Annotated in this window: 21 protein-coding genes; 5 read left to right on the top strand and 16 right to left on the bottom strand. The window is 47.4% G+C overall.

Features of this window, described 5'->3' with window-relative positions; genetic code table 11:
• Window positions 1-24 precede the first annotated feature (24 nt).
• The 9 genes from IEU85_RS02820 to IEU85_RS02860 all read right to left on the bottom strand — a co-directional run bounded on the left by IEU85_RS02820 (window position 25) and on the right by IEU85_RS02860 (window position 9520).
• Entirely contained in the window at window positions 25-1008 is a 984-nt protein-coding gene (locus IEU85_RS02820) for a phosphatidate cytidylyltransferase (protein ID WP_188354700.1), read from the bottom strand.
• Window positions 1009-1128: 120 nt separating this feature from the next.
• Complete coding sequence (frr, locus tag IEU85_RS02825) at window positions 1129-1683, bottom strand: ribosome recycling factor (protein WP_188354701.1); 555 nt, start codon at window positions 1681-1683, stop codon at window positions 1129-1131.
• 68 nt (window positions 1684-1751) lie between these two features.
• Window positions 1752-2498 (bottom strand): UMP kinase, encoded by a 747-nt coding sequence (gene pyrH, locus IEU85_RS02830; RefSeq protein ID WP_188354702.1) that lies wholly within the window; start codon window positions 2496-2498, stop codon window positions 1752-1754.
• Window positions 2499-2652: 154 nt separating this feature from the next.
• On the bottom strand, window positions 2653-3504 hold the full coding sequence (tsf, locus tag IEU85_RS02835) for a translation elongation factor Ts (RefSeq protein WP_188354703.1): 852 nt from the start codon (window positions 3502-3504) through the stop codon (window positions 2653-2655).
• A gap of 81 nt (window positions 3505-3585) precedes the next feature.
• The gene (gene rpsB, locus IEU85_RS02840; RefSeq protein ID WP_188354704.1) at window positions 3586-4407 is read right to left on the bottom strand and encodes a 30S ribosomal protein S2; all 822 of its coding nucleotides are present in this window, start codon (window positions 4405-4407) and stop codon (window positions 3586-3588) included.
• Between the two features lie 361 nt (window positions 4408-4768).
• Entirely contained in the window at window positions 4769-5251 is a 483-nt protein-coding gene (gene def, locus IEU85_RS02845; RefSeq protein ID WP_188354705.1) for a peptide deformylase, read from the bottom strand.
• Between the two features lie 59 nt (window positions 5252-5310).
• The gene (locus IEU85_RS02850; RefSeq protein ID WP_188354706.1) at window positions 5311-7413 is read right to left on the bottom strand and encodes an AMP-dependent synthetase/ligase; all 2103 of its coding nucleotides are present in this window, start codon (window positions 7411-7413) and stop codon (window positions 5311-5313) included.
• A 57-nt stretch (window positions 7414-7470) separates the two neighbouring features.
• Window positions 7471-8025, bottom strand: coding sequence for a hypothetical protein (locus tag IEU85_RS02855; protein WP_188354707.1), 555 nt, complete (start codon window positions 8023-8025; stop codon window positions 7471-7473).
• 364 nt (window positions 8026-8389) lie between these two features.
• Complete coding sequence (locus IEU85_RS02860) at window positions 8390-9520, bottom strand: GuaB3 family IMP dehydrogenase-related protein (protein ID WP_188354708.1); 1131 nt, start codon at window positions 9518-9520, stop codon at window positions 8390-8392.
• A gap of 148 nt (window positions 9521-9668) precedes the next feature.
• Between IEU85_RS02860 and IEU85_RS02865 the strand changes: the two genes are divergently transcribed.
• Both IEU85_RS02865 and IEU85_RS02870 read left to right on the top strand, forming a co-directional pair.
• Window positions 9669-10889 carry an NADP-dependent isocitrate dehydrogenase gene (locus tag IEU85_RS02865; protein ID WP_188354709.1) on the top strand — a complete coding sequence of 407 codons (1221 nt, stop codon included), beginning with the start codon at window positions 9669-9671 and terminating at the stop codon, window positions 10887-10889.
• 370 nt (window positions 10890-11259) lie between these two features.
• Window positions 11260-12783: a substrate-binding domain-containing protein gene (locus IEU85_RS02870; protein ID WP_188354710.1), complete on the top strand. Its 1524-nt coding sequence runs from the start codon at window positions 11260-11262 to the stop codon at window positions 12781-12783.
• Window positions 12784-12901: 118 nt separating this feature from the next.
• Here the strand turns inward: IEU85_RS02870 and IEU85_RS02875 are convergent, their stop codons facing one another.
• Window positions 12902-14719, bottom strand: coding sequence for an AMP-dependent synthetase/ligase (locus IEU85_RS02875; protein WP_188354711.1), 1818 nt, complete (start codon window positions 14717-14719; stop codon window positions 12902-12904).
• A 169-nt stretch (window positions 14720-14888) separates the two neighbouring features.
• Here IEU85_RS02875 and IEU85_RS02880 point away from each other — a divergent pair, with 169 nt between their 5' ends.
• Both IEU85_RS02880 and IEU85_RS02885 read left to right on the top strand, forming a co-directional pair.
• Window positions 14889-15356, top strand: coding sequence for a MarR family winged helix-turn-helix transcriptional regulator (locus IEU85_RS02880; protein ID WP_188354712.1), 468 nt, complete (start codon window positions 14889-14891; stop codon window positions 15354-15356).
• Between the two features lie 129 nt (window positions 15357-15485).
• Window positions 15486-16661 carry a CE1758 family FMN-dependent luciferase-like monooxygenase gene (locus tag IEU85_RS02885; protein ID WP_188354713.1) on the top strand — a complete coding sequence of 392 codons (1176 nt, stop codon included), beginning with the start codon at window positions 15486-15488 and terminating at the stop codon, window positions 16659-16661.
• Between the two features lie 167 nt (window positions 16662-16828).
• Here the strand turns inward: IEU85_RS02885 and IEU85_RS02890 are convergent, their stop codons facing one another.
• On the bottom strand, window positions 16829-17689 hold the full coding sequence (locus IEU85_RS02890) for a fructosamine kinase family protein (protein ID WP_188354714.1): 861 nt from the start codon (window positions 17687-17689) through the stop codon (window positions 16829-16831).
• 330 nt (window positions 17690-18019) lie between these two features.
• On the opposite strand from IEU85_RS02890, the gene IEU85_RS02895 reads away from it, so the two are divergent.
• The gene (locus tag IEU85_RS02895; RefSeq protein WP_188354715.1) at window positions 18020-18259 is read left to right on the top strand and encodes a hypothetical protein; all 240 of its coding nucleotides are present in this window, start codon (window positions 18020-18022) and stop codon (window positions 18257-18259) included.
• Between the two features lie 298 nt (window positions 18260-18557).
• Here IEU85_RS02895 and IEU85_RS02900 read toward each other — a convergent pair whose 3' ends face one another.
• Genes IEU85_RS02900 through IEU85_RS02920 form a run of 5 tightly spaced genes read right to left on the bottom strand, consistent with a single transcriptional unit; the run spans window position 18558 to window position 25712 of the window.
• A complete protein-coding gene (locus IEU85_RS02900; RefSeq protein WP_188354716.1) occupies window positions 18558-19418 on the bottom strand; it encodes an anchored repeat-type ABC transporter permease subunit in 861 nt (286 codons plus the stop codon).
• Window positions 19412-20395, bottom strand: a complete 984-nt coding sequence (locus IEU85_RS02905) for an anchored repeat-type ABC transporter ATP-binding subunit (RefSeq protein WP_229714698.1) — start codon at window positions 20393-20395, stop codon at window positions 19412-19414. Before IEU85_RS02905 ends, IEU85_RS02900 begins: the two co-directional genes overlap by 7 nt.
• A gap of 3 nt (window positions 20396-20398) precedes the next feature.
• A complete protein-coding gene (locus tag IEU85_RS02910; protein WP_188354717.1) occupies window positions 20399-21388 on the bottom strand; it encodes a choice-of-anchor M domain-containing protein in 990 nt (329 codons plus the stop codon).
• 41 nt (window positions 21389-21429) lie between these two features.
• A complete protein-coding gene (locus IEU85_RS02915) occupies window positions 21430-23052 on the bottom strand; it encodes an anchored repeat ABC transporter, substrate-binding protein (RefSeq protein ID WP_188354718.1) in 1623 nt (540 codons plus the stop codon).
• Window positions 23049-25712 (bottom strand): TIGR03773 family transporter-associated surface protein, encoded by a 2664-nt coding sequence (locus IEU85_RS02920; protein WP_188354719.1) that lies wholly within the window; start codon window positions 25710-25712, stop codon window positions 23049-23051. The genes IEU85_RS02915 and IEU85_RS02920 overlap by 4 nt, the downstream gene beginning before the upstream one ends.
• Between the last annotated feature and the right edge of the window lie 19 nt (window positions 25713-25731).

Consider the following 25731-nt stretch of genomic DNA (forward strand, 5'->3'; position numbering starts at 1 on the left):
CGTCATATTCATAACGACACAAGTTTACAAGCCGCTAATTACAAACATAAAAGCAATAAATGGAGCTGAAATAAGAATAGAATCAATGCGATCGAGCACACCGCCGTGACCTTTTAGCAAATGCCCCATATCCTTTAAGCCTAAATCGCGCTTAATCATAGAAGCACATAAATCACCAAATAGCCCAACTATGGCAACACCCACACCAAGAAGTATAAAATACCAGATTTTTTCCAACATCCCAGATATGCCATAGCCAATAGCGCCAATAATAAGAGCGCCAAGCGTGCAACATCCTATAGAACCAAGTAATCCTTCGACTGATTTCTTGGGAGAAATACGAGGTGAGAGTTTATGCTTACCTAACCATGCGCCGAATGCCAAGCCACCGATATCGCCTAGGGATGGTAAGAACAGCATAAAACAAGCATGCACTACAGCATGTTCACCATGCATACAGATAATCAAAAATGATGCTAAAACAGGCACATAGAGTAGCGAAAATAGCGATACACAAACATTAGTTAATGTTGTTGCTTGTCGTTGCTGATCAAATGTCTTCATATCTTGTGCAAAATTTCCACGCTCGTGCTCTGCAGCAAGAATTTTATGTTCTACTGCCTTTCCAATACGAGAGTGTGCTATTGCAATTCGACTTGATGCTGCAAGAGCGACAAGAGGAAGAGAAAACGCTGTCGTAATACCAAGACCTGTTAGTCTACTTTGAGAAATATATGTTCCTGCGGATAGTAAGATTGCACATATCCATAGGGCAATTGTTGGAATACGAATACCTGCGGTAGCATAGTCTACGCGTAATTCCCATATGGCTAGTATCATGAAAATTGCGACTAATGTTGCATAGGCAGCCTCACCTAAATACAAACATGTAGCAACCAATACAATAAGCACAACTCCGGTAAGAATGGCTTGTGGCATATTTCTACCGGTGCGTTTGTTAATAGTTGCAATAGCTTGGTCTGCTTCTTTGGCAACATCGTGACTCATAATCGCGGCTTCCACTTCTATGAACCGGATTGCGCCTGTACCTCGCCTAAATAGATATTTGTGGTGAGATTTGGCAACAATCCGGCTTCATTCCTAGCGTTTAGAATGCATTACAGGAAATCAGACAGAAAGAATTTCCTTTTCCTTGCTTTGCGCAAGCGTATCAATTTCATCAGAAATACGCTTCGTAACCTTATCTAATTCCTTGAGCAAACGATCGCCTTCGTCCTCGCCGATCTCACCATCTTTTACTTGTGCATCGATGGTTTCCTTGGCTTTACGGCGAATATTACGAATAGCAACCTTACCGTCTTCTGCCTTACCTTTAGCGAGCTTGACGTATTCCTTCCTACGCTCTTCGGTGAGTTCAGGAAGTGTAATGCGAATAACATTGCCGTCACGGTTTGGATTCACACCCAAGTCGCTATCACGCAATGCTTTTTCTACAGCATTTGCTTGAGTAACATCAAATGGCGTAATTGCCAGCATACGAGGCTCTGGTACACCAATAGTAGCCATTTGCTTCAATGGTGTTGGCGCTCCATAGTAATCGACAACGATACCATTTAAGAGTGCTGGGTTAGCACGACCTGTACGAATACCAGCAAAATTTTCCTTAGTTGATTCAACAGTTTTCTCCATTTGAGCAACTGCTTGATCAATAACTCCAGCCATGTTTGTCTCCTTATGTCATGTACTAGCCAGTGTACTCTATGTGCAAGGTCAGTGTATGAGTACATAACTCACTGTGTGTTGCTTGTCTCAGTGCCAACAAGCGTACCTATTTCCTGTCCTTCAAGAGCACGTGTGACATTGCTCTGACCCTCAAGACCAAATACGCGAATCATCATGTGGTTGTCTCGAGCCATAGATAGGGCCGATGCGTCCATAACTGCGAGATTATCAACAAGAGCACGATGATAATCCAGTGTTGTAAATTTCTTGGCGTTTGCATCTTTGCGTGGATCTGCGGTATATACGCCGTCTACACCATTTTTGCCCATCAGCACTTCATCACAGTGGATTTCTAGCGCTCGCTGAATGGATACTGTATCAGTAGAGAAATATGGCATACCCGCGCCAGCGCCAAAAATTACTACGCGACCTTTTTCAAGGTGGCGTATTGCCTTTAATGGGATATATGGCTCTGCAACCTGTGTCATAGAAATTGCGGACTGTACACGTGTCGCCTGGCCTTCTTGCTCAAGGAAGTCTTGTAAAGCCAAGCAATTCATTACAGTGCCGAGCATTCCCATATAATCGCCGCGGGAACGATCAATTCCAGCTTGTTGCAACTGCGCGCCACGGAAGAAGTTCCCACCGCCGACGACGATTGCTACCTGAACACCATTGCTCACTGCTGGAACAATTTCTTCTGCGATGCGACGAACTACTGCGGGGTCAATACCTACAGCACCGCCACCAAATGCTTCGCCTGATAGTTTAAGAAGAACCCTACGTGGATGGGATTTGCCATCTAAATCTGTCATGTCAGCCTTTCTGCCTGCGCATGCATGTGTCTTGTCTAGAGTAGCTATGCAACTCGACAGATTTGTATATAACCTTACATGACTAATGCTCCCACACACCGAAGTATATGGGAGCATCGAGTATGTAAGCTGTACTGAAGTGCTATAGTACTATTTACTCTTCTTCAGACTTGCCAACCTCTACGCGAGCAAAAGCAACAGCCTTGCCACCGACTTCCTTGAAGAGGTCGCCAACAGTCTTGGAAGGATCCTTGACATAAGCCTGCTCAAGCAAGACGTTCTCCTTGTAGAAGGCGTTCAAGCGACCTTCAACAATCTTTGGAACAATCTGCTCTGGCTTGCCTTCTGCCAAAGACTTTTCAGTAGCTACGCGGCGCTCGGATTCCACAACATCAGCTGGGACATCTTCGCGAGTGAGCCACTGTGCGCCCATTGCAGAAATCTGCAATGCTGCTTCGTGAGCAACAGCTGCACCTGCTTCGTCAGTTGCAATCATTGCTACGATGCTTGGAGGCATTTCAGCAGACTTCTTGTGTGCATAAATCTCAACACGTGGACCAGCGACGGTAGCAAAGCGACCGAGCTTTACGTGCTCACCGAATAATGCTGCTGCCTGCTCGACAGCTTCCTTGACAGTACCTTCATCTGCTGCTGCAGCAAGTACTTCGTCAACGGTGGTTGCCTTGGCTTCGATAGCCTTATCGAGCATCTCGTTGGTGAATTCCACGAACTTTGGAGTCTTTGCCACAAAGTCAGTCTCAGAGTTCAGCTCAAGAGCATAGCCGAGCTGACCTTCGCCAGCTTCTACAACGCGGGAAGCAATGGTGCCTTCCTGTGCCTTACGGCCTTCGCGCTTACCAGCTGCCTGGATGCCCTTTGCACGAATAATTTCCTTAGCACGTGCGACGTCGCCTTCAGCCTCAGTCAAAGCCTTCTTGACGTCCATCATGCCTGCGCCGGTTTCTTCACGAACCTGCTTAATCAATGCTGCAGTAATTGCTGCCATGATTTCTCCTCAATATACGGGTAAAGCGCAATACATGCCTGAGCTACTTTTATAGCATGGCACATATTGCGCATGCTATGGTTACTCGTTAGCTTCGCTCTCTTCAGCCTTCTGCTCTTCAGCTTCAGGAGCCTCAGCATCAGACTTCAACAGTTCAGTTTCCCACTCTGCCATTGGCTGAGCAGCTTCAGCAGCCTGTGCGCCACCCTTGCCGGAACGCTCAAGCAAGCCTTCAGCTACAGCGTCAGCCATCAAAGTGGTCAACAATTCAACAGCACGAATAGCATCATCGTTTGCAGGAATTGGGTAATCAACTGCTTCTGGATCGCAGTTAGTATCTACCAAAGCGATAACTGGGATGTGCAGCTTGTGTGCTTCCTCAACTGCTAATGATTCCTTGTTGATATCGACAACAAAGAGAGCAGATGGGGTACGGTTCATATTGCGGATACCGCCGAGCTGCTTGACCAGCTTATCCTTTTCGCGCTCGAGCAGGAGCAATTCCTTCTTAGTCAAACCGGAAGAACGAACATCTGCGAAGTCCATTTCTTCCAATTCCTTCATGCGAGCAACACGCTTTGATACGGTCTGGAAGTTGGTCAGCATACCACCGAGCCAACGCTCAGAAACATATGGCATATTCACACGAGTAGCCTGCTGTGCAATAGTCTCTGCAGCCTGCTTCTTGGTACCAACGAAAAGAATGGTGCCGTTATGAGCAACAGTCTGCTTCACAAAGTCGTATGCTTTGTCAATAAGAGCTAATGACTTGAACAGGTTGATAATGTGAATGCCGTTGCGCTCCATCAAGATGTACTGCTTCATCTTTGGGTTCCAACGGCGGGTCTGATGTCCGAAATGTACACCAGCCTTAAGCATTTGGCTCATTGTAATCTGTGCCATTACAGATCCTTTCATGTCGGTTCTTGCCTGGCCATGCGCGTCTGCGTGCAACTCTATATATAGAGCCGACCGACACAGACCGTCGCCAACATGGCGCGTATTTACGTGCGTATAGACAATAGGATGTGCATTTTGTCCATGAGCGACTACAGACAAAACACGAATGCACGCAATGGATTAATATACCATACCCATTTTACAAGCTGAGTGTCATGCTCATAGCACAACACGACAATGCACAATTTGATAATACAAGTGTGACGCACCCACTGCAGGAATGCGCCACATCATAAAAGGTGTATTTACTTTCGCCAACTTTTCTATGTACTTGCCTTGTACTTTTATATGCTCTGCTGATGCTCTACTGAGCGGATCTGAGCATGCGCATGGCTTCCCTACGCTGATCTTTTTCTAAACGATCCAAATACACATGCCCGTCTAGATGATCGCACTCATGCTGCAACATGCGTCCCATCAATCCTTTGCCTTCAAGAACCACAGGCTTACCGGCAAGATCAATACCAGTAACGCGAGCGTAGTCGGCACGCTTAGTGCCATACCACAGTCCTGGAACTGACAAACATCCCTCATCACCGTACTGCTCTCCTGATGTTTCTACAATACGAGGATTGAGGATGTACCCAATCTTGCCGTCGATATTATACGAAAAAGCACGCAAACCCACGCCAATCTGATTTGCAGAAAGACCCGCACGACCTGGGTCATCAACCGTATCGAGTAAATCTTGAACTAATGCCTCGATTGCAGGAGTAATCGTAGTAATTTCATCGCATGGGGTGCGCAAAATTGGGTCAGGAATGACGCGGATTGTTCGTATTGCCATGATTAACTTTCTTGTGTACTCAGTCTCTAACTTTTGTGCCTGTGCTTACTGTACCATTATTACTCTTGAGTGCGTTCGCTCTCAGTTACTTCTTCTGATAATGGTTCAGCAGGCACTTGAAAATCTACGGTATCTTTAGCGTCTTGTGATTCTTGTTTGAAGCGCCGAGAAACCGTCGCTATGGAATCACTCATATTAGCGCGCGCTTGATCCCAAACCGGCTCAATACGCTCCCTAGCCTCTTTGAGTTTCGGCAGGGCATTTTCTTGTGCTTTATCAACCAGAGGCGTGATTGATTCTGTTGCGCGCTCCAAAAACTGTCTTGAACTTGATGTCGGAGGCTGCGTACCTGGTTTTGGCGCATAGAGCACGGTGTCAATATCTTGCTGGTACAGGCGCAATACTTGTGGACGTACTACTTTCATACTTGGTGTCAGCGTACCATCATCTTGATCAAAGTCACGTTCAAGAATAATAAACTTACGAATAGATTCTGCACGTGAAACAGTGGTATTCGCTTGATCAACATATTGCTGAATAAACGCATGTACGGCATCGCTTTGCGTTGCCTGAGCCAGTGACATCGCAGTATCCAGACCTTGAGTTGCAAGCCAAGTTCTAAGCATTTGCTCATCAAGTGTTATTACTGCACCAATAAATGGTTTGCCATCTCCTACTACAACAACATGGGAGACAATTGGGCATGTTGCAATAATATCTTCTAATGGCGCTGGAGAAACATTCTTACCGCCAGCTGTAATAATAATGTCTTTCTTCCTGCCGGTAATAAATACAAATCCATCATCGTCAATAGTCGCTAAATCACCAGTTCGCAACCACTTGCCATCCATAGCTTGTGCAGTACGCTCGGGGTCTTTTCGATATCCCAAGAAAATATTTGGTCCGAATACTTCTAATTCATCATCATCTGTTACGCGCACGGCAATACCAGGACCAGGTTTACCTACAGAACCAACTCGATTAGCCGCTTCAAAATTAACAATACAAGGGGCCGCAGTTTCGGTCATGCCATAGCCCTGAATAAAGGTAATGCCGTCAAAGCCATTGAAGAAATGCGCTAAATCAGCATTCATTGGAGCGCCACCGCACGCCAAAAATGCCAAATTTGGTCCTAACGCAGAACGAATAGAAGTACCTACCGTGCGCTCATAGAAAGAGTGCGCGATGCGTTGCACAAGACTATGACCAGCTCCTGATTGCTCGTCCTTACTCCACTGTGTGAAGTGCGCTGTAGCATGCTGGAAAATAGAACCTTGTATTCCAGCTCCAGCTTTTTGTGATGCAGCGTTATATACTTTTTCAAACACACGAGGTACGCCGAGCAAGTAGGTTGGTTTGAAGCTACGTAAATCAGAGAGTAAATGCGCTGCGTTTGGAATATACCCGACTACGCCGTTCGCGCCAATTGCTACGTACTGGATATAACGTGCAAAACAATGAGCTAATGGCAAGAACAGCAGCAAACGAGTTGGCGCATGCAACATATTAGGCAACACATCGTAGCCTGCATACACAATATGCGTAAAATTACGGCTAGATAGCATCACGCCTTTAGGTTTACCAGTGGAGCCAGAGGTATACACAATCGTTGAAACATCATCAGCATGTACTTGACTGATTGCTTCCTGCAATACCGCTTCATCAAGTGACTCACCGTAATCAATAACAGCTTTCAATCCACGAGATTCAAAATTAAAAACATACTGCAAGCTTGATACTTGTAATTTGACTGCTTCAAGAATCTGTGTACGTTCTTGTCCGCCAGCAAATGCAATAACTGGTTCTACTTCTTTGATAATAGCATGCGCTTGAGCAGCAGAATCAGTGTCATAAATAGGTACAGAAACTGCGCCAATTGCTGAACATGCAAAATCAAGTACTCCCCAATCATAACTTGTTGGCGCATAGATGACTACTGTAGAACCCTTAGTAATACCGAGAGACAGTAAGCCCTTAGCAACAGCCCTCACGGTGTGGTGCATTTCTTGTGCAGTAAATGATTGCCAACCTTTTGAGTTGGTATCACGTATTTGTGCAACAACTGCATCACCATCGCGCTCAGCTCGACGTCGTAGTAACGCATAAATAGTATCAGCGCTTGTTGTTGTAGTTTCTATCGCAGTAGCATATTCTCGCAACATACGTACCACTATAACGTTTGCTCTGCCAATATGGTGCGCATCAAAGCCATTGGCGGTTCAGCTTACAGAAATATGAGTAGCAATCCATCGACTACCACGCAGTCGTAATACCAAAGAAGTAAGATGTAATTGGCTACCTATACCTATGCCAATAGTTGCGTCAAAACACGCATCATTGACTACCGTGGCATGCACGAACATGGGCACAATGGGTAAGTTACGAGTGGTCTGTGAAGATTCACCTTGTAACAGATGTGCCATGGCTTGGATTTGTCGTAAATCCTGTTCATCGATATAACGTTCGATTAACTGGATTTCAACACGCCCTCGTATTACTTCAGTAATAGCGCATGATAGTGAGCATGTTTTCTTTGCTAATTGCACGCAGGTTTCTATTGCCATATCTTGCGGCACCAGGCGCGTGATTACGAGGCGCAAATTAGTGCCTCCGCAGCCTAAAATACTAGGAAATTCACAGTGCACAACCATACTATTGTCTTCAATAGTCATTGTTGGACGAGGTTGAAGCTGTACTTGCTGAGCAAGCAAATCTGCTTGAGCCGTTTGGCGAGCGTGTTGAGCGTAGTCAAAGGTGTCGATATGTGTGCTCATGCGCATCCTTCTTTCTCTCATATGCGCAGCGAACAGTGTTGGCACACCTCAGAATGTATGCACTACTACTGTGTCTGTGCATACTGTAAGATTGCGCTTTTTATCAAGCAAAATCAAGCATGGCACGCAGAATGTGTATACCAGTGCATAAGTCCAGTTTTTTATACACAAAATATTAACTACTGTAACCAATAAGTGTACAAACTTGAGTATTTCATAAAACCAAGAGAGGCGTTGATACATAACCATATCCCTGTTAGCACGATCTACTAACAGGGATATGCGATTTCAGTTATGTTCCTACAATATTAATTTTGTAGGAACATGCAGTGTGAATATCTGCAACAGAACTTAGCCAACCATACTACATATTCACTAACTGATATGGTGCTACAACCACATTGCACTGTTGGAACTCTTTAACGCTCACATAGCCGGTAGAAGCCATAGCGCGTCGCAATGCACCAACAAAATTCGTAGTACCATCTGGAGTATGGCTTGGACCGTACAATACTTCTTCCAATGAGCCGACGGTTGCAACTTTCGCACGCAAACCGCGAGGTAAACGAGGATGACGTGCTTCTGCACCCCAATGCGCACCCTTACCAGGAGCTTCAGTAGCGCGGGCTAACGGAGTACCAAGCATCACTGCATCAGCGCCGAGAGCAAATGACTTGACAAAATCACCGCTTACGCCAGTGCCTCCATCAACAATAACATGAACATAACGTCCGCCAGATTCTTCCATATAATCGCGGCGTGCAGCAGCCACATCAGCAATTGCCGTTGCCATTGGTGCATGCATACCAATAGTGGTGCGCATACGTGAAGCGGCACCGCCGCCAATACCAACAAGTACACCGGCAGCACCAGTGCGCATTAAGTGCAAAGCTGCCCGATAACTGGCTGCGCCACCAACTAATACAGGAACATCCAAGTCATAAATAAACTGCTTCAAGTTCAAAGGCTCATGATTGGTAGATACATGCTCAGCAGACACTGCATCACCACGAATAACAAAAATATCTACACCAGCTTCGAGCACTGTAGTGTAAAATTCTTGAGTTCGAGAAGGAGTAAGAGCACCTGCAACAGTTACTCCAGCATCACGAATCTCATGTAATCTTGCGGTGATGAGTTCAGGTTTAATCGGCTCACTGTAGATTTCCTGCATACGGCGAGTGGCAGTAGCCTCATCTAATGTTGCAATTTCTGCTAAAAGTGGTTCAGGATTGTCATAGCGCGTCCACAATCCTTCTAAATCTAGAACACCAAGAGCTCCCAATTTACCCAGAGCAATAGCAGTTTGTGGGCTCATTACAGAATCCATTGGTGCACCAACAATTGGCACTTGGAATTCATATGCATCCACAGTCCATGATGTAGAAACATCTTCTGGATCGCGGGTTCGTCTTGAAGGAACAATGGCTACATCATCGAGCGAATATGTAAGGCGGCCTGATTTACCAAGACCAATTTGTGTCTCTTGAGTCATACTCTAAGCGTAATGCTTCCGTAAGACGCACGGCAGGCATTGCATATTCAGTATTCTTACTGTGGACAAAGTCACGCATACGAAACACTTTTACGCTATATGTAACAGTATTCGGCCACTCGCCGTCACACTGATCGAAAGGACTGCAATGAGCAAAATCAAAGTCGAAGGCACCGTAGTCGAACTTGATGGCGATGAAATGACTCGCATTATTTGGCAGAGTATTAAAGATCGTCTTATTTATCCTTATTTAGATATCAATCTTGACTATTATGATCTCGGAATTGAACATCGTGATGCTACCGACGATCAGGTAACTATTGACGCAGCTCGTGCAATTCAAAAAGAGCATGTTGGTGTTAAGTGTGCAACTATTACTCCCGATGAAGCACGTGTACAAGAATTTGGCTTAAAGCGTATGTACAAGTCCCCTAATGGCACTATTCGCAATATTTTAGGTGGCACCATTTTTAGGGAGCCTATTGTAATTCGCAATATTCCACGCCTTGTCCCGGGATGGACTGAGCCAATTGTGGTGGCGCGTCACGCGTTTGGCGATCAGTATCGTGCTACTGACTTTACAGTACCTACCTCAGGCAAGCTCACCATTAGCTTTGTGCCAGATGATGGATCTGAACCAATTGAGCATGTTGTCTACAATTATCCAAGTGCAGGTGTTGCGCAGGTACAATACAATCTCGACGAATCAATTCGCGGATTTGCACGTGCTTGCTTTAATTACGGATTGTTGCGTGGATACCCAGTGTATTTGAGCACCAAGAACACTATTTTGAAAGCCTATGATGGCAGGTTCAAGGATTTATTTGCTCAAATCTTTGAAGAAGAATACAAGGACACTTTCACCAAGGCAGGACTTACTTACGAGCATCGTCTTATTGACGATATGGTAGCGAGCTCATTGAAATGGCATGGTGGTTATGTGTGGGCGTGCAAGAATTATGATGGCGATGTGCAGTCAGATACTGTGGCTCAGGGGTTTGGTTCACTTGGTCTAATGACCTCTGTACTCATGACTCCAGATGGTCAAACTGTTGAAGCAGAAGCAGCACACGGCACAGTAACCCGTCATTATCGCCGTTGGCAGGCAGGCGAAAAAACTTCGACTAATCCTATCGCTTCTATTTTTGCATGGACGGGCGGCTTGCGTCATCGTGCCAAGTTGGATAACACGCCAGAAGTAGCACATTTTGCTGATACCTTGGAACATGTCATTGTTAGCACTGTTGAATCTGGAGCAATGACCAAGGATCTTGCACTACTTATTGGTCCAGATCAACCTTGGCTTGATACTGACGGCTTTATGAATGCACTAGATGAAAATCTAGCACGAGCGTTAGCACAGGATTAAGTTTGAATAACATGCGCCTAACTAGCGTAACTCAATAGTGCAATTAGACAGTGCACTTACAGTGAACACTCTTTGACTGCAACTTACCTGCATGTGGCTTATACATAGAATTGCAGGTTAAGCAGTCAAGGGGTTCGTTCGAAGAACCAAGTCTAAGCTCCTCGATTAGGGGCATATTCTGAAAATTTTTGCAAATCACATGTATAGCGCGTACTGCTGGCATTATGTGCTGTACAATACGCACTAGTGTATTTCAATCGAGTAAGGATATAAGGTGCGTAGTTCTGCGTTGATGCGAATCACTCGACAGCGTGCAATTGCAAGTATGGTGTCCCTTGGTTTGTTATGTTCATTATCCGCATGCGGCAATATGAATCAACAAACGCAACCTGAAAATACTGATTTGGGAGACGCGCAATTACTACCTCCGGCGCAGGGCAATGTTCAACTGTTTATTCCTGCGGATAGCTTCTCACTATCTACGCAAACTCCTATAAATACTTGGTCTGAACTTTCATCAGCAATTCATTCACAGTTACAAACCTACGGGTTTAGCACGAAGCAAATTGGTACCACTAAATCAGATTCTTTAGCAAAACAAATTGATGCTCTTACACAAGCAATTGATGATGCGCCTGAAAATACGCCGCAAACATTTATTATTGCTCCAGCTCTTGCTAATGACAATATTCGTCAGCAATATGGCGATTATGTTAGCGATTCGCAGATGTTGGCAGAGAGTAGTGAAAATAGTTCAAAAACAGCATCTCGATCATCAGGCGATAGCGAACAACATAGCGATGATGACGAAGTATCTGCAATAGAACAAAATCAGCAGGATCTTAAGTCATTAGCACAGCTTATTGATACGGCACAAGCTCAGCATATTCGTGTTATAGAATTGGGCTCGCCTATGCAAGCAATCACTCCAGATTGTGTTGTTGATTTGGTTTCAGCATATCAAATTGGCGCAGCTCAAGCCCAGGAACTCGTGAATAAACTCGATATTACACATGCGACACCTAGCAATCCAATATCTATCGAAGTATTTATTCCAAGTAGTAATGACGCGCTTTTTGCACGAGCAATGTTTAATGGTGTCTGGTCTGTATTAGGTCAGTATTATGCGTCTGGTGTTGTAGTTAGTCCTTCTGGACGGCTGTCTCAGACGAGCAATGAAGATTCTTGGTCTACCGTTAGTGTAGAAGAGACAACAAAAGATGGTATCTCAACTGCTATTACAGAACGATTAGGGTTGAACCACAGTCGTGAGCATGCTTCATCTTTACCTAAACTAGACGGCGTGTTGAGCGGTAATGATGCTATGGCTCAGTATGTAATAGACGCTCTGAAACAGGCTGGTTATACTGGCACTTCCGCCACTATCAATCCAAATATTTCTATTGGCGGTATCGTCAAACAACTTGCTGGTGAAGCTGACCTGCAACGTAATGCAGTACCGCAACCACGCCGTCAATCCTCAACATCATCAGCGGATAGCAAAACTCAAGTGTTGACATGGCCTATTATTACTGGATACGGAGCATATACCAGTAATCTCGCTTATATTATTGACGGCAGCCAATGGAGTACGAGTTTAGTAAATAGAAATGCTGTTGCACAATCTATTGCCGGCTGCGTATTGGCATATAACACTAATAACAAACCCAAAACCGTGGTGCGTCAAATAGAAAAACAAGTTAAGCAGCAGCAAAAAGCCGCCAAACAGCACAATGATCAGCAAACCATCCAATCATCGGCTTGGGATACAGTGCGTATTGATCAAGTATCTATTCCTCAAGTTTCTCAGTCACTTCTTGCGGTTTCTGCTTCTAATCTCAAATCAGTGCTTATTGATGGACAGTATATTTCACCTGCTGATGCTGGCTTATAGTGCCTTGGCTTGGCGTGAACTAGTTTGTGGTTAAACCTACAAAGCAGTTGGGCTGCTAAATAGCAGCCCAACTTTCGTTATCTATTGCAATACCTAGCTAATTAGGCAATTGCTGTCGTTATGCTTTTGGCTGGTTTACCCCATAAATCTTATTGTTAATAATGTCAGCGAAACGCTGCTCGATAACTTGACGTTTTGCCTTTAAGCTCGGAGTAAGTAGACCATTGGCTTCTGTAAATTCTGTATCAAGAATTTCATATTTTCTAATGGATTCTGCACGTGAAACGGTAGCATTAGCTAAATCAACCACGCGCTCGACTTCAGCACGAATAATTGGATTTGTGCAAGCTTGCTCAAGGGTTTGTACTGTTTGGGCGCCATTTGATTCAAGCCAAGCATTGGCATCTTCTAAATCAATAGTGATTAAAGCGCTAACAAAACGTCTGCGATCGCCAATAACTACGCATTGTGACACAACAGGTGAAGTCATTACTACTGTTTGTAGCCCATCAGGAGAAACATTCTTACCGCCAGCAGTGATAATAAGATCCTTCTTACGACCAGTAATACTGATAAATCCTTCATCATCAATTGATCCCAAATCACCAGTATGCAGCCAGCCATCAGTAATTTGCTGAGCTGTGAGTTCAGGGTGATGATGGTATCCCTTGCATACGGCAAGTGATTTAATGCATAATTCGCCATCTTCAGCTACGGCAAAGCTCACACCTTGTAGAGGAATACCTATAGTACCAATCTTGTATCCGGATGTTGGGTTCACACAGGCTGGTGCGCACACTTCTGTCATGCCGTAGCCTTCGAGTAACGGCAATCCCACGCCATTGAAGAAGTGAGCAATAGATTGATCAAGAGGCGCACCTCCAGAAACAGCATATTCTACCTTGCCGCCGAATACATCAAGAATAGCATTATATACTAGTTTGCTATAAATCGCATGCTGCAATGAGATCAGCGCTGGAATATGGCCTTCTTGCTGACCATGAGACCATGTACGAGCAACTTGAGCAGCACGGTTAAAAATCAATCCACGCAAGCCTTTACCCGCTTTTTGCGAGGCAGCATTGTATACTTTTTCAAAGATTCTTGGAACTGCAAGCACGAATGTTGGCTTAAAACTTTGGAAATCTTTAATAATAGTCTTTAAATTACTTGATAAGCCTAGTGTGACATCTCCAGCAAAGCAGAAGAACTGCATATATCGTGCAAACACGTGTGCAAGCGGTAAGAAGAGGAGCAATCTCCTACCCTCACCCAATGCAATATCTGGCATAGAAGCTGCGCCAGAACGTGCAATATACACAAAGTTTTGATGTGTTAACTCCACGCCTTTTGGCGTGCCGGTTGAACCAGAAGTATAGACAATAGTTGCTAAATCAGACCCGTATACGCGATCGATTGCAGCCTGCAACTCCTCATCAGTGGTAGAGTGCGCATAAGCCTGCAACAATTCAATGGCACCAGAGTCAAGTTCAAATATCTCTTGGAGCTGGGGTGCTTGATCTTTGATTTGCTCTACTTTTTCACGCAATGCATCATTCTCAACAAAAACGCGAGAAACATTGGCGTCATTGACAATCATCGCAATTTGCTGAGCGGAATTTGTTTCATAAATTGGCACAGTAAGTGCGCCGATAGACATAATGGCAATATCAAGTGCTGTCCACTGCCAGCTCGTATGCGCCATAATAGCAATGCTATCGCCTTTTTGTACACCTTTTGCCAGTAGACCTTTGGCGAGTTGATGCACAAGGGACAAGAATTTTCGACCTGAGAATGATTGCCATTGCCCACTATCATCTTTGTATTCGACCAGTGATGAATCAGGAGTGCGTGCAACACGTTCACTGAGAATTGAGTAGACAGTCCCATCTATAGAAAAATTGCTGGTAATTGGTGTTGTGTACTCTCGTAACATATCATCTCCGTTTATAGTCCAACATGGTTATTATAAACCGACCACAGTATGCATTTACTCTGCGTCTCGATTAAGCATCATTATTTAGAGTTTTGTCTGTTTTGCACTTACATACTATGCCAAGAGAAAAATACTTGCGCACGCAAGTAAATTATTTTATGCTTACTACATGCAACACAACAACCAAGCAAGTGAGCACACGAGTAAAGCAAGAGTGCAAGACTGGCACACATGGCAATCACTTGCGTTTACTACATCGCATATTTTTGCCACAATTGATCAGCAATTGCGCAAAGAATGTCATATCTCCCTATCAGACTTCGATGTGCTTGCCACTCTGCGCAGACATGATCATAATCAAGCAACTATGGCATGTTTAACCGCAACCGTAGTGGTCACTTTATCTGGACTTTCACGGTCAGTAAGTCGTCTTGAACAAGCAGGACTAGTAAATAAAGAGCCATCTGAGCAAGACAAGCGCTCGATGCTTATCACACTTACTAATCAAGGTCAAGAAGTACTGAAACAAGCCATAAAAATACATAACTGCGTTATCAACCGCGAAGTCATGGCTAAACTCAGCCTGGAACAACGTGACCAGCTAGCAGATATCGTGAGCAGTATTACCCAAGAATAATACGAATGGATTGACCTCCAGAGTGTATTTCCACTGTTCATCCATGCATTGGACTTTTGGCTTTATCAAAAACTATCAAACTTTACAACCACTCTCTTCGATTTAAGTAGGTTAATGTAAGGAGTAATCATGCAGGTAGGCGTACTTTCCGTTTCAGATGTGAGCGAAGATCCAACCACACACCACGTGCCCACAGAACATGAGCGTATTACCAATATTGTTCGCATGGCTAAAGCCGCTGAAGATGCAGGATTGGATGTAGTAGCGATTGGTGAGCACCATAATCCGCCTTTTGTATCATCATCGCCAACTACTACCCTAGCCTATATTGGCGCACAAACCCAGCGCATTATTCTGTCAACCGGCACTACCTTGATTACAACAAATGACCCGGTAAAAATTGCCGAAGATTTTGCCATGCTCCAACATCTGACGAATGGGCGTGTTGATCTCATGCTTGGCCGTGGTAATACCGCACCAGTGTACCCATGGTTTGGTCAAGACATCCGCCGGGGAGTACCAGTTGCTCTTGAAAAATACGAACTCTTGCACCGTTTGTGGCGTGAGGAAATGATGGATTGGCAAGGAACTTCTCGCACTCCATTGCAGTCATTTACATCAGTACCAAGACCGCTTGATGGAGTACCGCCGTTTGTTTGGCATGGCACTATTCGCAATGCCGCTACTATCGACCAGGCTGCCAAATATGGTAACGGGTTATTCGTAAACAATATCTTCTGGCCATTTGATCACACCAGCGACATGATTAGCATGTATCGTGAGCGCTTTGAAGGCTACGGTCATGGTACGCGCAATCAAGCTATCGTGGGTATTGGTGCACATGCATTTATGGCTAAGCGTTCACAGGACGCAATTGACCGATTTAGACCATATTTTAACAATGCGCCAGTATATGGCCATGGTCCAAGTCTTGAGGAATTTATGCGAGAAACGCCACTTACTGTAGGTTCCCCACAGCAAGTAGTTGACCGCTATGCGCGAATGTTACAAAGCTATGGTCCTGTACAACGTATTTTGTTCCTTGTAGACCATGCAGGGCTTCCAATCGGTGATGTCTTAGAACAAATTGAGTTCCTAGGAAGTGAAGTCGCGCCACAGTTGAGAGCACTTTTCGACGAACGCAAAACTGCCGACACTGCTTTACCACCAACTCATGAGCGCTTAGTGGCAGCACGTGATGCACAATTGCGCGCAGAAGGTAAACCAGCATTCCACGATCACTATTTGTTTGAAACTGGAGATAACTGGACTGGTTTGCGCGCAGAAGACCAATCACGAAACTAATACAGGCGCAAGCATAGTAAAACTTACGTTTGTTACTGTTAAAGCGGAGCTAACACTCTATACTGAATCCAGCATCATATTCATGGTAAGACTACTAAGTATGATGCTGGAAGCCCCGCTTTTATCAATTATGCTGCCAATACACAGACACAGCAAGAATGAACGTTTTAGCGCAATAGTGAACGGCACATCGAGCGATATTGGTTGACGTATCCCCCACCAAAAAACACTGCATGTCCTGCAATTGGGTATAGCTGCCAAATAGTCAAACGCTGTTCGAATCCAGCCTTTAGCGGATGCACACGTTGATAGCCTTCCATAATGGCATCAAGATGGCGCATGCCAAAAAGATGAAGCATTGCTAAATCTTCTTCACGATGACCACCATGGGCTGCAGGATCGATAAGCACTGCTTCGATATCGGTATCACGTAGCTGATGAGATTGGTTAGCGCTGGAATTGGTCTTAGTGCCATCTTCATCTATTTGTCCCGGCTTGCGCTGAGTGAACATGACGTTGCCAGCCCACAAATCGCCATGAACGCGAGCAGGCTTATCATCAGCAGCTTTACCAAGTAATTCTGGTAATGCTTGTGCGACATCTTGGGTAAGTTGCAAATCATAGTCATTCAATTCGAAGCGGCTCATACCAATTTTCACCATAGGTATAAGACGCCCTTCGACCAAGTAGGTAACTACGTCAGTCCAAGAGCCGGTATCCATAGGAACAGGATCTTGTAGTGGACCAAACCAGCAAGTACCGTGGTAACGATCCGGTGCTTGACCAAAATATTGTGCCCCAAAATCATGCATTTTCGCTAATGCTGCGCCAAAATTATAAGCAGCATCTGCGGTAGCTTGTCGCTCCTGGACGCGCTCAATATTTAAGTAGTTTTCAGACCAATCAACAACTTCTACGACGCGAGGACCACCTGCCTGCTGAGCCTGAGCCAGCCATTGTAATCCTCTACCTTCGCATTCAAAAAAACCTTGAGGTGCACTAATTCGTGATTTACGATAAATCTGCATACGCACCACTGTACACCAGTGTACGAAAACAAACCCTCAAAATTTTACTCGCCAGTCTGCATTTCAAATATTTCATCAATCTGCGCCTGAGTGAAAATGACACCGACTTGTTCGCCCATGCGCCGTATAGCAGCCTCGTCGGTTATTTTTTCGATATTTTATAAAACGCTTTCACGTTGCCAGCAACAAAACTATACGCACTGTTTGGATCAATGAGTCCGACAAATTCTTTAGTCATTTTATGCTCTTGGTCGTTGGTATCATTCTTGTCTGCAATAACACTTTATTTCATGTATAGGTCATAAACGCCGTGAGTGGATAGGGGCAGATATGACTAACCAGCTAATTGGATTATTTAATCCTAACGCGACAACATTTCAGAAAGTACGCGACTCAATTATTCTCGCGTACAAGCTGAAGAGGGTTACTGCAAATCGAGAACAAATTATTAAAGCAGCTGAACAATGGGGTGGGACGCTTACAGAAGAAGAAATCCAGCAACTGCTTGCCATGCAAGAGCAGTTCCCAGAACCAACCCCACTTCCAGAAAAACCTTATAGTGGTAACTGACAGCCAGGGGTTGTACTGGATACGCAGTATGTGCGTAGTTTTCTCACTACTATTGCAATACGCTTAGAACAATGCCGAATGTGAACCTGTGTCAATAAGCTCAATTTATTGACATGTGTCACAGTGACTTGAGCAAAATGTGGGTACAAAATGGGTACAAAAATAGTGCTATCAGGTGCTGAAACTGGGCGTGTTGCGCTCACTGGTTGGGTGTGTCGTGCTACTGGAGGTAGATTGCGACACATTCTCAACTCTGCTTTGTGAACCTTAAGCTCACGAGCGGCACGCAGGATCTTCCTCACCGCTTGTGAAGAATTCGCGAGGTCACATAACCGTGACGAGGAGCAAAAAGCCATGCAGTCACAAAACTTAACGTCAAGAGCATGACGATTGTTGCGCCCGTCGGATAATCGAAAGACCAAGATATATACACACCGAAAATTGCGGCAAGAGAACCGATAAGGGCAGCGAGCGTCATCATCGTCGCGATGCGATCACTGAGCAGGCGTGCTGTTGCAGCGGGTGTCACAAGAAGCGCCAACACAAGGATCGAACCGATCGTTTGCACTGACATCACCACGGCCATCGAAACGCACACATACACAAGAACGTCGTAAAACAACACGTTTAATCCGCCAGCACGCGCTGTTTCCCGATCGAGAGAAACCGCAAGGATCTGGCGGTGAAACACGATCAATAACCCAACCACCAAGGCTGATCCGATCAGTGCCGCTGGCACATCTTCGCGTGGAATACCCGTCATGGATCCAAAGAGGAAATCTTGTAGGCTGCCCGCGTATCCCGGTGCCCGAGAAATAACGATCACGCCGAGCGCAAAACTGCCAGCGAAGAGCACGCCGATAATCGAGTCCTCCTTGACGCGGCGGTGCTGGCTCAAAAGCGCCACGATAACGGCGGTGGCAACACCCGCTACCATTCCGCCAAGAGCGAGGGAACCACCGATCACGAAGGCGATCGCGAGGCCGGGAAATACAGAATGTGCCACGGCATCACCGATAAACGCCATTCCTCGCAGCACAACATGAGAGCCAACCAACCCACAAACGATTGCAGACACCACTGCCATCAGAAGCGCTCGTGGTAAGAAGGAGAGCATGGGATTGAAAAGATCTTGAATGAATTCGTATGGGGTCAGCATCGTCCTACTCCCTTGCTAAATACGAAATGGCCAGTGCCATGTAACCGGCCACTGCCTTTTAATACAACGTGGTCAGCGCCCTCGCCTTCGATAGGCTGGTTGCACTCGTGTTTCGGTTCCCCCTCGCGCGCAGGCCGCTTACCTACCTCCTCCACAGGGCCATTCTCCTTAAGGCCAAGGGCGGCAAGGAGAGGATTATCAATGCCAACTTGGAAGGTCTCCACCCAAGCTTGGGCACAATCGAGCTCGCTCGGCGTGCCCGAAGCAATAATCTCACCACGGATAAGAACAAGACGATCCATCACAGCACGCGCCGAGATCAGATCGTGGGTTGTCATAATCACGGCGTGCCCTTCATCTGCGAGAGAACGGAAAAGCCCCGTGAGCATTTCTTGGGTGGGCATATCCAAACCTGTCATCGGCTCATCGAGGAGCAAAATCGCAGGTTGAAGTGCCAGTGCACGGGCAACCAGCACGCGTTGGCGTTGCCCGCCCGAAAGCTCTCCCACAGGTCGATCGGCAAGATGTTTCATGTCGGTGCGCGCAAGTGCACGCTCAACTGCGCGCTGATGTTCTATGCGCGGACGGCGAAACAACCCCAAGGAAGCCGTAATATTCGAGAGCACCGCTTCGCGAACCGTCACTGGAAAATCCCAGGCAAACTCGTGACGTTGAGGAACATATCCAATTTTTCGGCGGGCAGCGTGGCCGTGAAGGCTTACACTGCCTCGGCGTTTAGGGGTGAGATGTAGGATTGTGCGCAGTAACGTCGTTTTACCTGCGCCGTTGGGGCCGATAAGGCCGACAAGTTCGCCCTGCCGTACTTCAAGATTGACGCCGCGCAGCACTGGGCGCCCACCTAAATCAACGTCAATATCACGCACCGAGAGAATCGGGGGATCCTCGAGACATTGATCGTGAGTTGTTTCAGTGAAAATCTCGCAGGGAATATTGTGGTGTTGATCGAGCGTCGTCACTTCTCACTCCTGTTCCGCGCGTGCCTGAGCAATTTCTTTGCGGACAATTCGGCCGCGGTAGAGTATCACCGCGAGTGCTACCAGCCCTGCCACGCCTACAAGAGCACCGATCGCAATCGTGGAGGCGGCAACGCCGGCTTCTTCCTTGTTCTCGTCTCCACCAGCATCGCTACCCTGGGCGCTAGGAGCGGTTTCACTTGACCTTGTAGATGCAGTTGATTCTTCTTCGAGCGCCATCGTCCGCACCTGGTCTGCTGTAACGTCATTTCCTACGGCAAAACGTAACAGTGTGTGCGCTTCACGTTGAGAGCCGTCGCTCATCTCGCCGAGAAAGCTCACGCGTGCAACATAGGCACCAGGAGCTGAAAACACCCAATTGGCGTGGACATGCGTATTAACGTCCACCCAAATATCTTGTGGTTTCTCAGCACGTGAATCTGCTAAACGTAAAGGCGCACCGAAAGCGCCATCTTGAAGGAAAAGCCACACATCGCCTGGCCCTTGGATCGGCCCGATTCTCATCGTCGCCCCACGAGCTAGTTCTCGAGTGATCTGCGGATCTTGTGTATTCCAGCCCAGCCATACAATCTCAGGGTTCTGGGTTTGGGGAATCACATAGTATTTCTCGCCAGGCTGGGCAGCCATAAATGCGAAATCTTCTCCAGTGGGCGCTTCGAGAAGGGCTTCGTCTTTGACACGTATAACGAGTTCAGACGGATCTCGCCACACGGGTTCAGATCCTGAATCGTCACGCGCGAGGATACTCCAGCTGCCTTCACGCGAGCGCGGTCCGATGTCGATATGCCCGGCAGCGATCTCTGCACTTCCTATCTCAATTTTTTCGTCTGCTGCCACGTGTTGTTGGAGTTGGGGATCTTCTGAGTCGCGTGGCTGGGCGAAGCTCGGTGTTCCTGTGATGAGTGAGGCAAGGGCGATTGCGAGTGCACAGCCTACTTTGGCTATCGTATGTGCGGTGGTGTGGTGCATCCTCATGCGGTTCCTTTCTATGTGCGTAGTGGTGTGGCGCTTTCATGCTAGTGGTTGTGATGATGTTGCTTCTCCGACCTACCTGCAAGGCAGGCGAGAAGTTCATCTGCGTTGGCTTTTACCATTGCGAGGTAGGTGTTGACGTTTCGATCGAAAGTGTCTCCATAGAGTGTGCAGAGGGAGACTCCCGTTTGTTGCGCCACGGCTTCAAGCGGCGAGCGACGATTGTGGAGTTGCGGCTCAAGAAAGACGGCCTTAATCTTGAGGCTTTCAATTGTACTGGTGAGTTTGCGGCGATCAGCGAGCGAGGGTTCCACTCCTGGATGTGGGGCGACGTAGCCTGCGATGGTGAGGCCATAGGCATTGGCAAGGTATGCATATGCATCGTTGGTTGTCACAAGTTGACGTTTTTCTAGGGGTATCTTCGATATTTTCTTATTCATATACATATCGACTTCTTCGAGCTGTTTTAGGTAGTGCTCGGCCTGGACACGGTAGTAGGTTTCGCCGTGAGGATCCACTGCGATGAGCTTGTCTCGGATCACCTTCACGTAGGCAGCAGCGTTGTGAACGTCGTGCCATAAATGTGGGTCAATCTCGCCGTGAACGTGTTTGCCGAGCACGGCTTGTGGAAGGATGTATATGTCGTCTCCTGGATGGCCGAGGAATCTGAAACCAGCGCTTCCTGGCACCTCCGTTAGCGTTCGGGGAGGAACGGAAATAACGAGGTTCTCAAGATCGAACGCTGCTAAACCGGGAACGAAAGCAGCCCCTTGGGCGCGTTGAACCTCTGGTGGCGCGCTTACCTCGTCAATCATGAGGGTGATTCTCTCGCTTTGTAGATCCACGGTGACATCGGCGTGCCCGTGGTCGAGGATCAGGCGATGTTCCTTGCTGGCAATCTCGCTCGGATCCACGCCCACCGCGAAGGTGAGTACGCCTTCTTTCAAGGCCTGTGGGCGGGCGTGGTCGTTAATGCGGAGCTTGGCGCTTATATGGATGCGGTAGATGCCGGGCTTGGTGAATGCCCAGCTCATATGTTGGTGTGCACCATAAGGAAGGACGGTCGTATCCTCGGCATAGCCATCGCCTGCATCGAAACCGTCCGAGGAACTGAAAGCGATTTCCGGCGAGCCGAAGGTGGTGGTGAGATACGAGGAGGCCTCACCTGAGCCTTCTATACGGTTCACCGTCAGATCGACTTCGCTTGCTCGCGTTGCTCCTGCGCCTTGGCCTGCAACACGCATTCCGAGCCAGAGCGCATCGAGAGAGCGGTTCTCTACAAGAGGCAGAATCGTTGCACCGGATTTTGAGGCCTCTTCTGCAATAGACACCGAGAGAGAATCCTTGGGGAGATTAGCATCGAGCGCTTTAATAATGGAGTGTTGCTCGAGGAGGAGATAATTCGAGAATGCCAGATCTGCATAGGCCACATCTCGGATGGATCGCAGCGAGGGCTCATAGGAGTGTGGATCTGCTCCATCTGGCACAAGCTGACTCACGTAGGCGCGATTTCCAGCGACGTTACGCACGAGATCTGCAAGGATTCCCGTTGTGGTCACAATGCGTAATTGACCGTCGGATGTGTGATTGCCTTGCTCAGTGCAACCACCCAAGGCAAGTGTCAGCGCCACCAGGACGCTGACACTTTTTAGTCGTGGGAGCTTCATGCTAATCCACTCCTGCTACGCCTACGAGCTGCCCATACGAGGTATCCACCGCCGCTTAGTGCAAGAAGAGCGAAACCGACTAAGATCTGCACCTGAGTGCCAGTGTGAGCAAGCTTAATGCCATTGTGTTTAGCGAAGCGTGCCTTCACGTCAGCAGGAAGAACGCAGTCCTTACCAGAGGCTGTACGCCCAATAACGTCATCGACCATCGGGCGTTTCCCGGTAAGAGTGACGTTTCCTGAGGATGCAGCAAGTGGGCTACCCGCTGTGGGGGTAACGCGTGCACTAATTGTCATCGTGTAGGTGCCCGGCTGCGAAAACACCCAGTTGTAGTGTGCGTGTGTATTGGCTGGCAGAGTGAAGGATGAACCAGAACGAGTGAAGAGGGATCGCCCAATTCCACCACCAAGACTCCCGGATTCAAACATGAGGACCTTCCCCGGCCCACGCACAGCCTCCAATGTAAACGTCACTGGCCCTGTTGTGGCACCTCTCAAACCTGGATGTTGAGAGTTCATACCTAGCCACGGAACTCCGGGCTTTTGTACCGAGGAGATAAGCCAGATCGACGTACCTTGTGTGGCAATAGACGAAAGTGCTGGCGGAGCAGGCATACGAGCTGAAGCGCCTAGGGCGAAGCTCAAACTCGATGGAGATACCCAACGCGGCACCTGCCCGCGATCATCCTTCACTTTGAGCGCTAGCTTGCCACCTTCAACGACCGGCCCGAGATCGAAGTGCCCATTACTGGCATTGCCTGAAGCTACATCGCCGACGTTAAAGGTGAGAGTTGCTCGTGCAACATTCTTTCCCGCCTGCAAGGCGCGCCATTCCTCATCCGTTGCAGGGCGAGTGATATGCACAGGCTCGCAGATCTCCTCATGCCGTTCTTCTGCTGGAAGATTTTCCGTGAGCGTTGGTGGCGCAACTGGCACCTTTGCTGCGGCCTTTCCCGTATCAAAGGTGTCAGATTCCTTATTAGTCGACTTCGAGTTAGCCTCAGCTTCCTTATCAGTCGGCTTCGGGTTAGCCTCAGCAGCAGGTGAGGCTACATCATATTGCTCGAGCCACCCTGGGCAGAACTTGTCGATTTCTTCATTGCCGACAGCATAATAGACGTCGTTGAAGGTATAATTTTGGTCATGTTTTCCTTCAACTGGCTTGAAGAAGGCGGTGTATTGAAAACCGAGGTCATACAGGCCAGGTTTGTTAAATGCCATGCTTGTGTGGCGATGGGTGGGTTCAAAGAACTTGTAGGAGTACTCCACCTGACGAGAATCAAGCACAGTTTCAATGGGGTTAATTCCATCGTCGTCATAGGTGAGCATACGCCCGGGGCCATAGAAACTGTCCAGATAAAGCCGTACACCTTTTTGTGGGTTAATATCGCTGTAATCTACACTCTCTGTAGAAAAACCTAGCCACGGCAGATGGCTCGCCTGAACTTCCGGCAGAACCCAAATCTTGCTGCCATGAGCGCCCAGCGGCGAAAGAGCCCTCGTATAGGAGTTATGTTCTAGAGTGCGCATGGCCGAATCAGGTACGGGGATAAGGAGTTCGTAGGCGCCGTATTCTTTCGCGTGGTCGTCACGAACCGCTGCGCTCACGCTGCGATCGTCTCCTATCTTCACTGCAAGATCGTAGTGGCCTGGCACGGCACAGGTATATCGCCCTTCCATCGGCGGATCTGCCGCAGTAATGTTATCTTCTTCAGAGACTACTGGCACGTCTGTGTTCTCACCATCGCCCAGGCGAGTATCTGTTTCTCCAGTATCGAAGTCTTCAGCAGGTATCTGAATGGGGCTACCGCTAGTGGTGCCAGGTGCAAGCCCCAGTTCTTCATCGCTGCCAACAAGCCAGATCACCTGATATGGATCTGATGTTATTGTTTGCCCGTCGATAGTTTTTGCCGAGGCTCGAAAGTGGAAGGTGTATCGCCCTGGTTTGTCGAAGGTCCAATTGAAGTGCCCGTGCCCTCCTTCGGAAAGGATGTAGAACAGGCTTGGATCCTTTGAAGAAAGAACGGCTTTGCCACCTTCACTCATATCACCGTTCCAGATTGTTGCCGCGCCCGGGCCATCCACCTTCATGAGCTCAAGTTTGATAACCTCGCCGTCGATATGGTCGGGAATATCATGCCCAGCACCCATACCTGCCCACACTGGTAACCACCCTTGGTAGAACTTGGCAGGAGCATTCCACAGAATGCTGCCTGGCGCGCCAAGGAAGGAAAGCTTATTCGAGCTTGGAAGTTTGATCCTTGACACTTCTCTGCCGTCGGTTGTTGCATCGGGACCAAGCCGCACAAGGACGCTGTCTGCTTCTTTGGGTGTTGCGCCATCCACCACTTGGATTTTGAAGTTGTTCTTCTCGGCATCCCATGCAACATGCGCCGCATCAACATGCCTGTGATAGAGCATTTGCCTGCGCTCGGCGAGTTCCGCATTGGAGAGTGCATCAGCATCCTCACCCGAATCTATCGTGCGGGCGGACGTTTCTTCTGTATGTGGGGAATCTCTTGTTTCCTCAGCAACGGCCGGAGCTGTGAAGAATGCGCCAAATGATAACGCAAGAACTGCTATTCCCCCCGTCACCCGCGAGAAGAGCGCGCGACGCTTTCGTGTTCGGCAGCTTATCGCCTGCATTGTTGACGTAGGCATGATAGACCTTCCTAATGAT

It is taken from the genome of Galliscardovia ingluviei, from assembly GCF_014635685.1.
Classification (GTDB): domain Bacteria; phylum Actinomycetota; class Actinomycetes; order Actinomycetales; family Bifidobacteriaceae; genus Galliscardovia; species Galliscardovia ingluviei.

Bases quoted from the DNA above. Each gene is read 5' to 3' on its own strand.
- frr (WP_188354701.1), bottom strand. From the start codon at position 1,683: ATGGCTGGAGTTATTGATCAAGCAGTTGCTCAAATGGAGAAAACTGTT.
- IEU85_RS02850 (WP_188354706.1), bottom strand. From the start codon at position 7,413: ATGTTGCGAGAATATGCTACTGCGATAGAAACTACAACAACAAGCGCT.
- IEU85_RS02875 (WP_188354711.1), bottom strand. From the start codon at position 14,719: ATGTTACGAGAGTACACAACACCAATTACCAGCAATTTTTCTATAGAT.
- IEU85_RS02870 (WP_188354710.1), top strand. From the start codon at position 11,260: ATGAATCAACAAACGCAACCTGAAAATACTGATTTGGGAGACGCGCAA.
- IEU85_RS02880 (WP_188354712.1), top strand. From the start codon at position 14,889: ATGCAACACAACAACCAAGCAAGTGAGCACACGAGTAAAGCAAGAGTG.
- IEU85_RS02890 (WP_188354714.1), bottom strand. From the start codon at position 17,689: ATGCAGATTTATCGTAAATCACGAATTAGTGCACCTCAAGGTTTTTTT.
- IEU85_RS02820 (WP_188354700.1), bottom strand. From the start codon at position 1,008: ATGAGTCACGATGTTGCCAAAGAAGCAGACCAAGCTATTGCAACTATT.
- IEU85_RS02910 (WP_188354717.1), bottom strand. From the start codon at position 21,388: ATGAGGATGCACCACACCACCGCACATACGATAGCCAAAGTAGGCTGT.
- pyrH (WP_188354702.1), bottom strand. From the start codon at position 2,498: ATGACAGATTTAGATGGCAAATCCCATCCACGTAGGGTTCTTCTTAAA.
- IEU85_RS02915 (WP_188354718.1), bottom strand. From the start codon at position 23,052: ATGAAGCTCCCACGACTAAAAAGTGTCAGCGTCCTGGTGGCGCTGACA.
- rpsB (WP_188354704.1), bottom strand. From the start codon at position 4,407: ATGGCACAGATTACAATGAGCCAAATGCTTAAGGCTGGTGTACATTTC.
- def (WP_188354705.1), bottom strand. From the start codon at position 5,251: ATGGCAATACGAACAATCCGCGTCATTCCTGACCCAATTTTGCGCACC.
- IEU85_RS02860 (WP_188354708.1), bottom strand. From the start codon at position 9,520: ATGACTCAAGAGACACAAATTGGTCTTGGTAAATCAGGCCGCCTTACA.
- IEU85_RS02920 (WP_188354719.1), bottom strand. From the start codon at position 25,712: ATGCCTACGTCAACAATGCAGGCGATAAGCTGCCGAACACGAAAGCGT.
- tsf (WP_188354703.1), bottom strand. From the start codon at position 3,504: ATGGCAGCAATTACTGCAGCATTGATTAAGCAGGTTCGTGAAGAAACC.
- IEU85_RS02885 (WP_188354713.1), top strand. From the start codon at position 15,486: ATGCAGGTAGGCGTACTTTCCGTTTCAGATGTGAGCGAAGATCCAACC.
- IEU85_RS02855 (WP_188354707.1), bottom strand. From the start codon at position 8,025: ATGAGCACACATATCGACACCTTTGACTACGCTCAACACGCTCGCCAA.
- IEU85_RS02865 (WP_188354709.1), top strand. From the start codon at position 9,669: ATGAGCAAAATCAAAGTCGAAGGCACCGTAGTCGAACTTGATGGCGAT.
- IEU85_RS02895 (WP_188354715.1), top strand. From the start codon at position 18,020: ATGACTAACCAGCTAATTGGATTATTTAATCCTAACGCGACAACATTT.
- IEU85_RS02900 (WP_188354716.1), bottom strand. From the start codon at position 19,418: ATGCTGACCCCATACGAATTCATTCAAGATCTTTTCAATCCCATGCTC.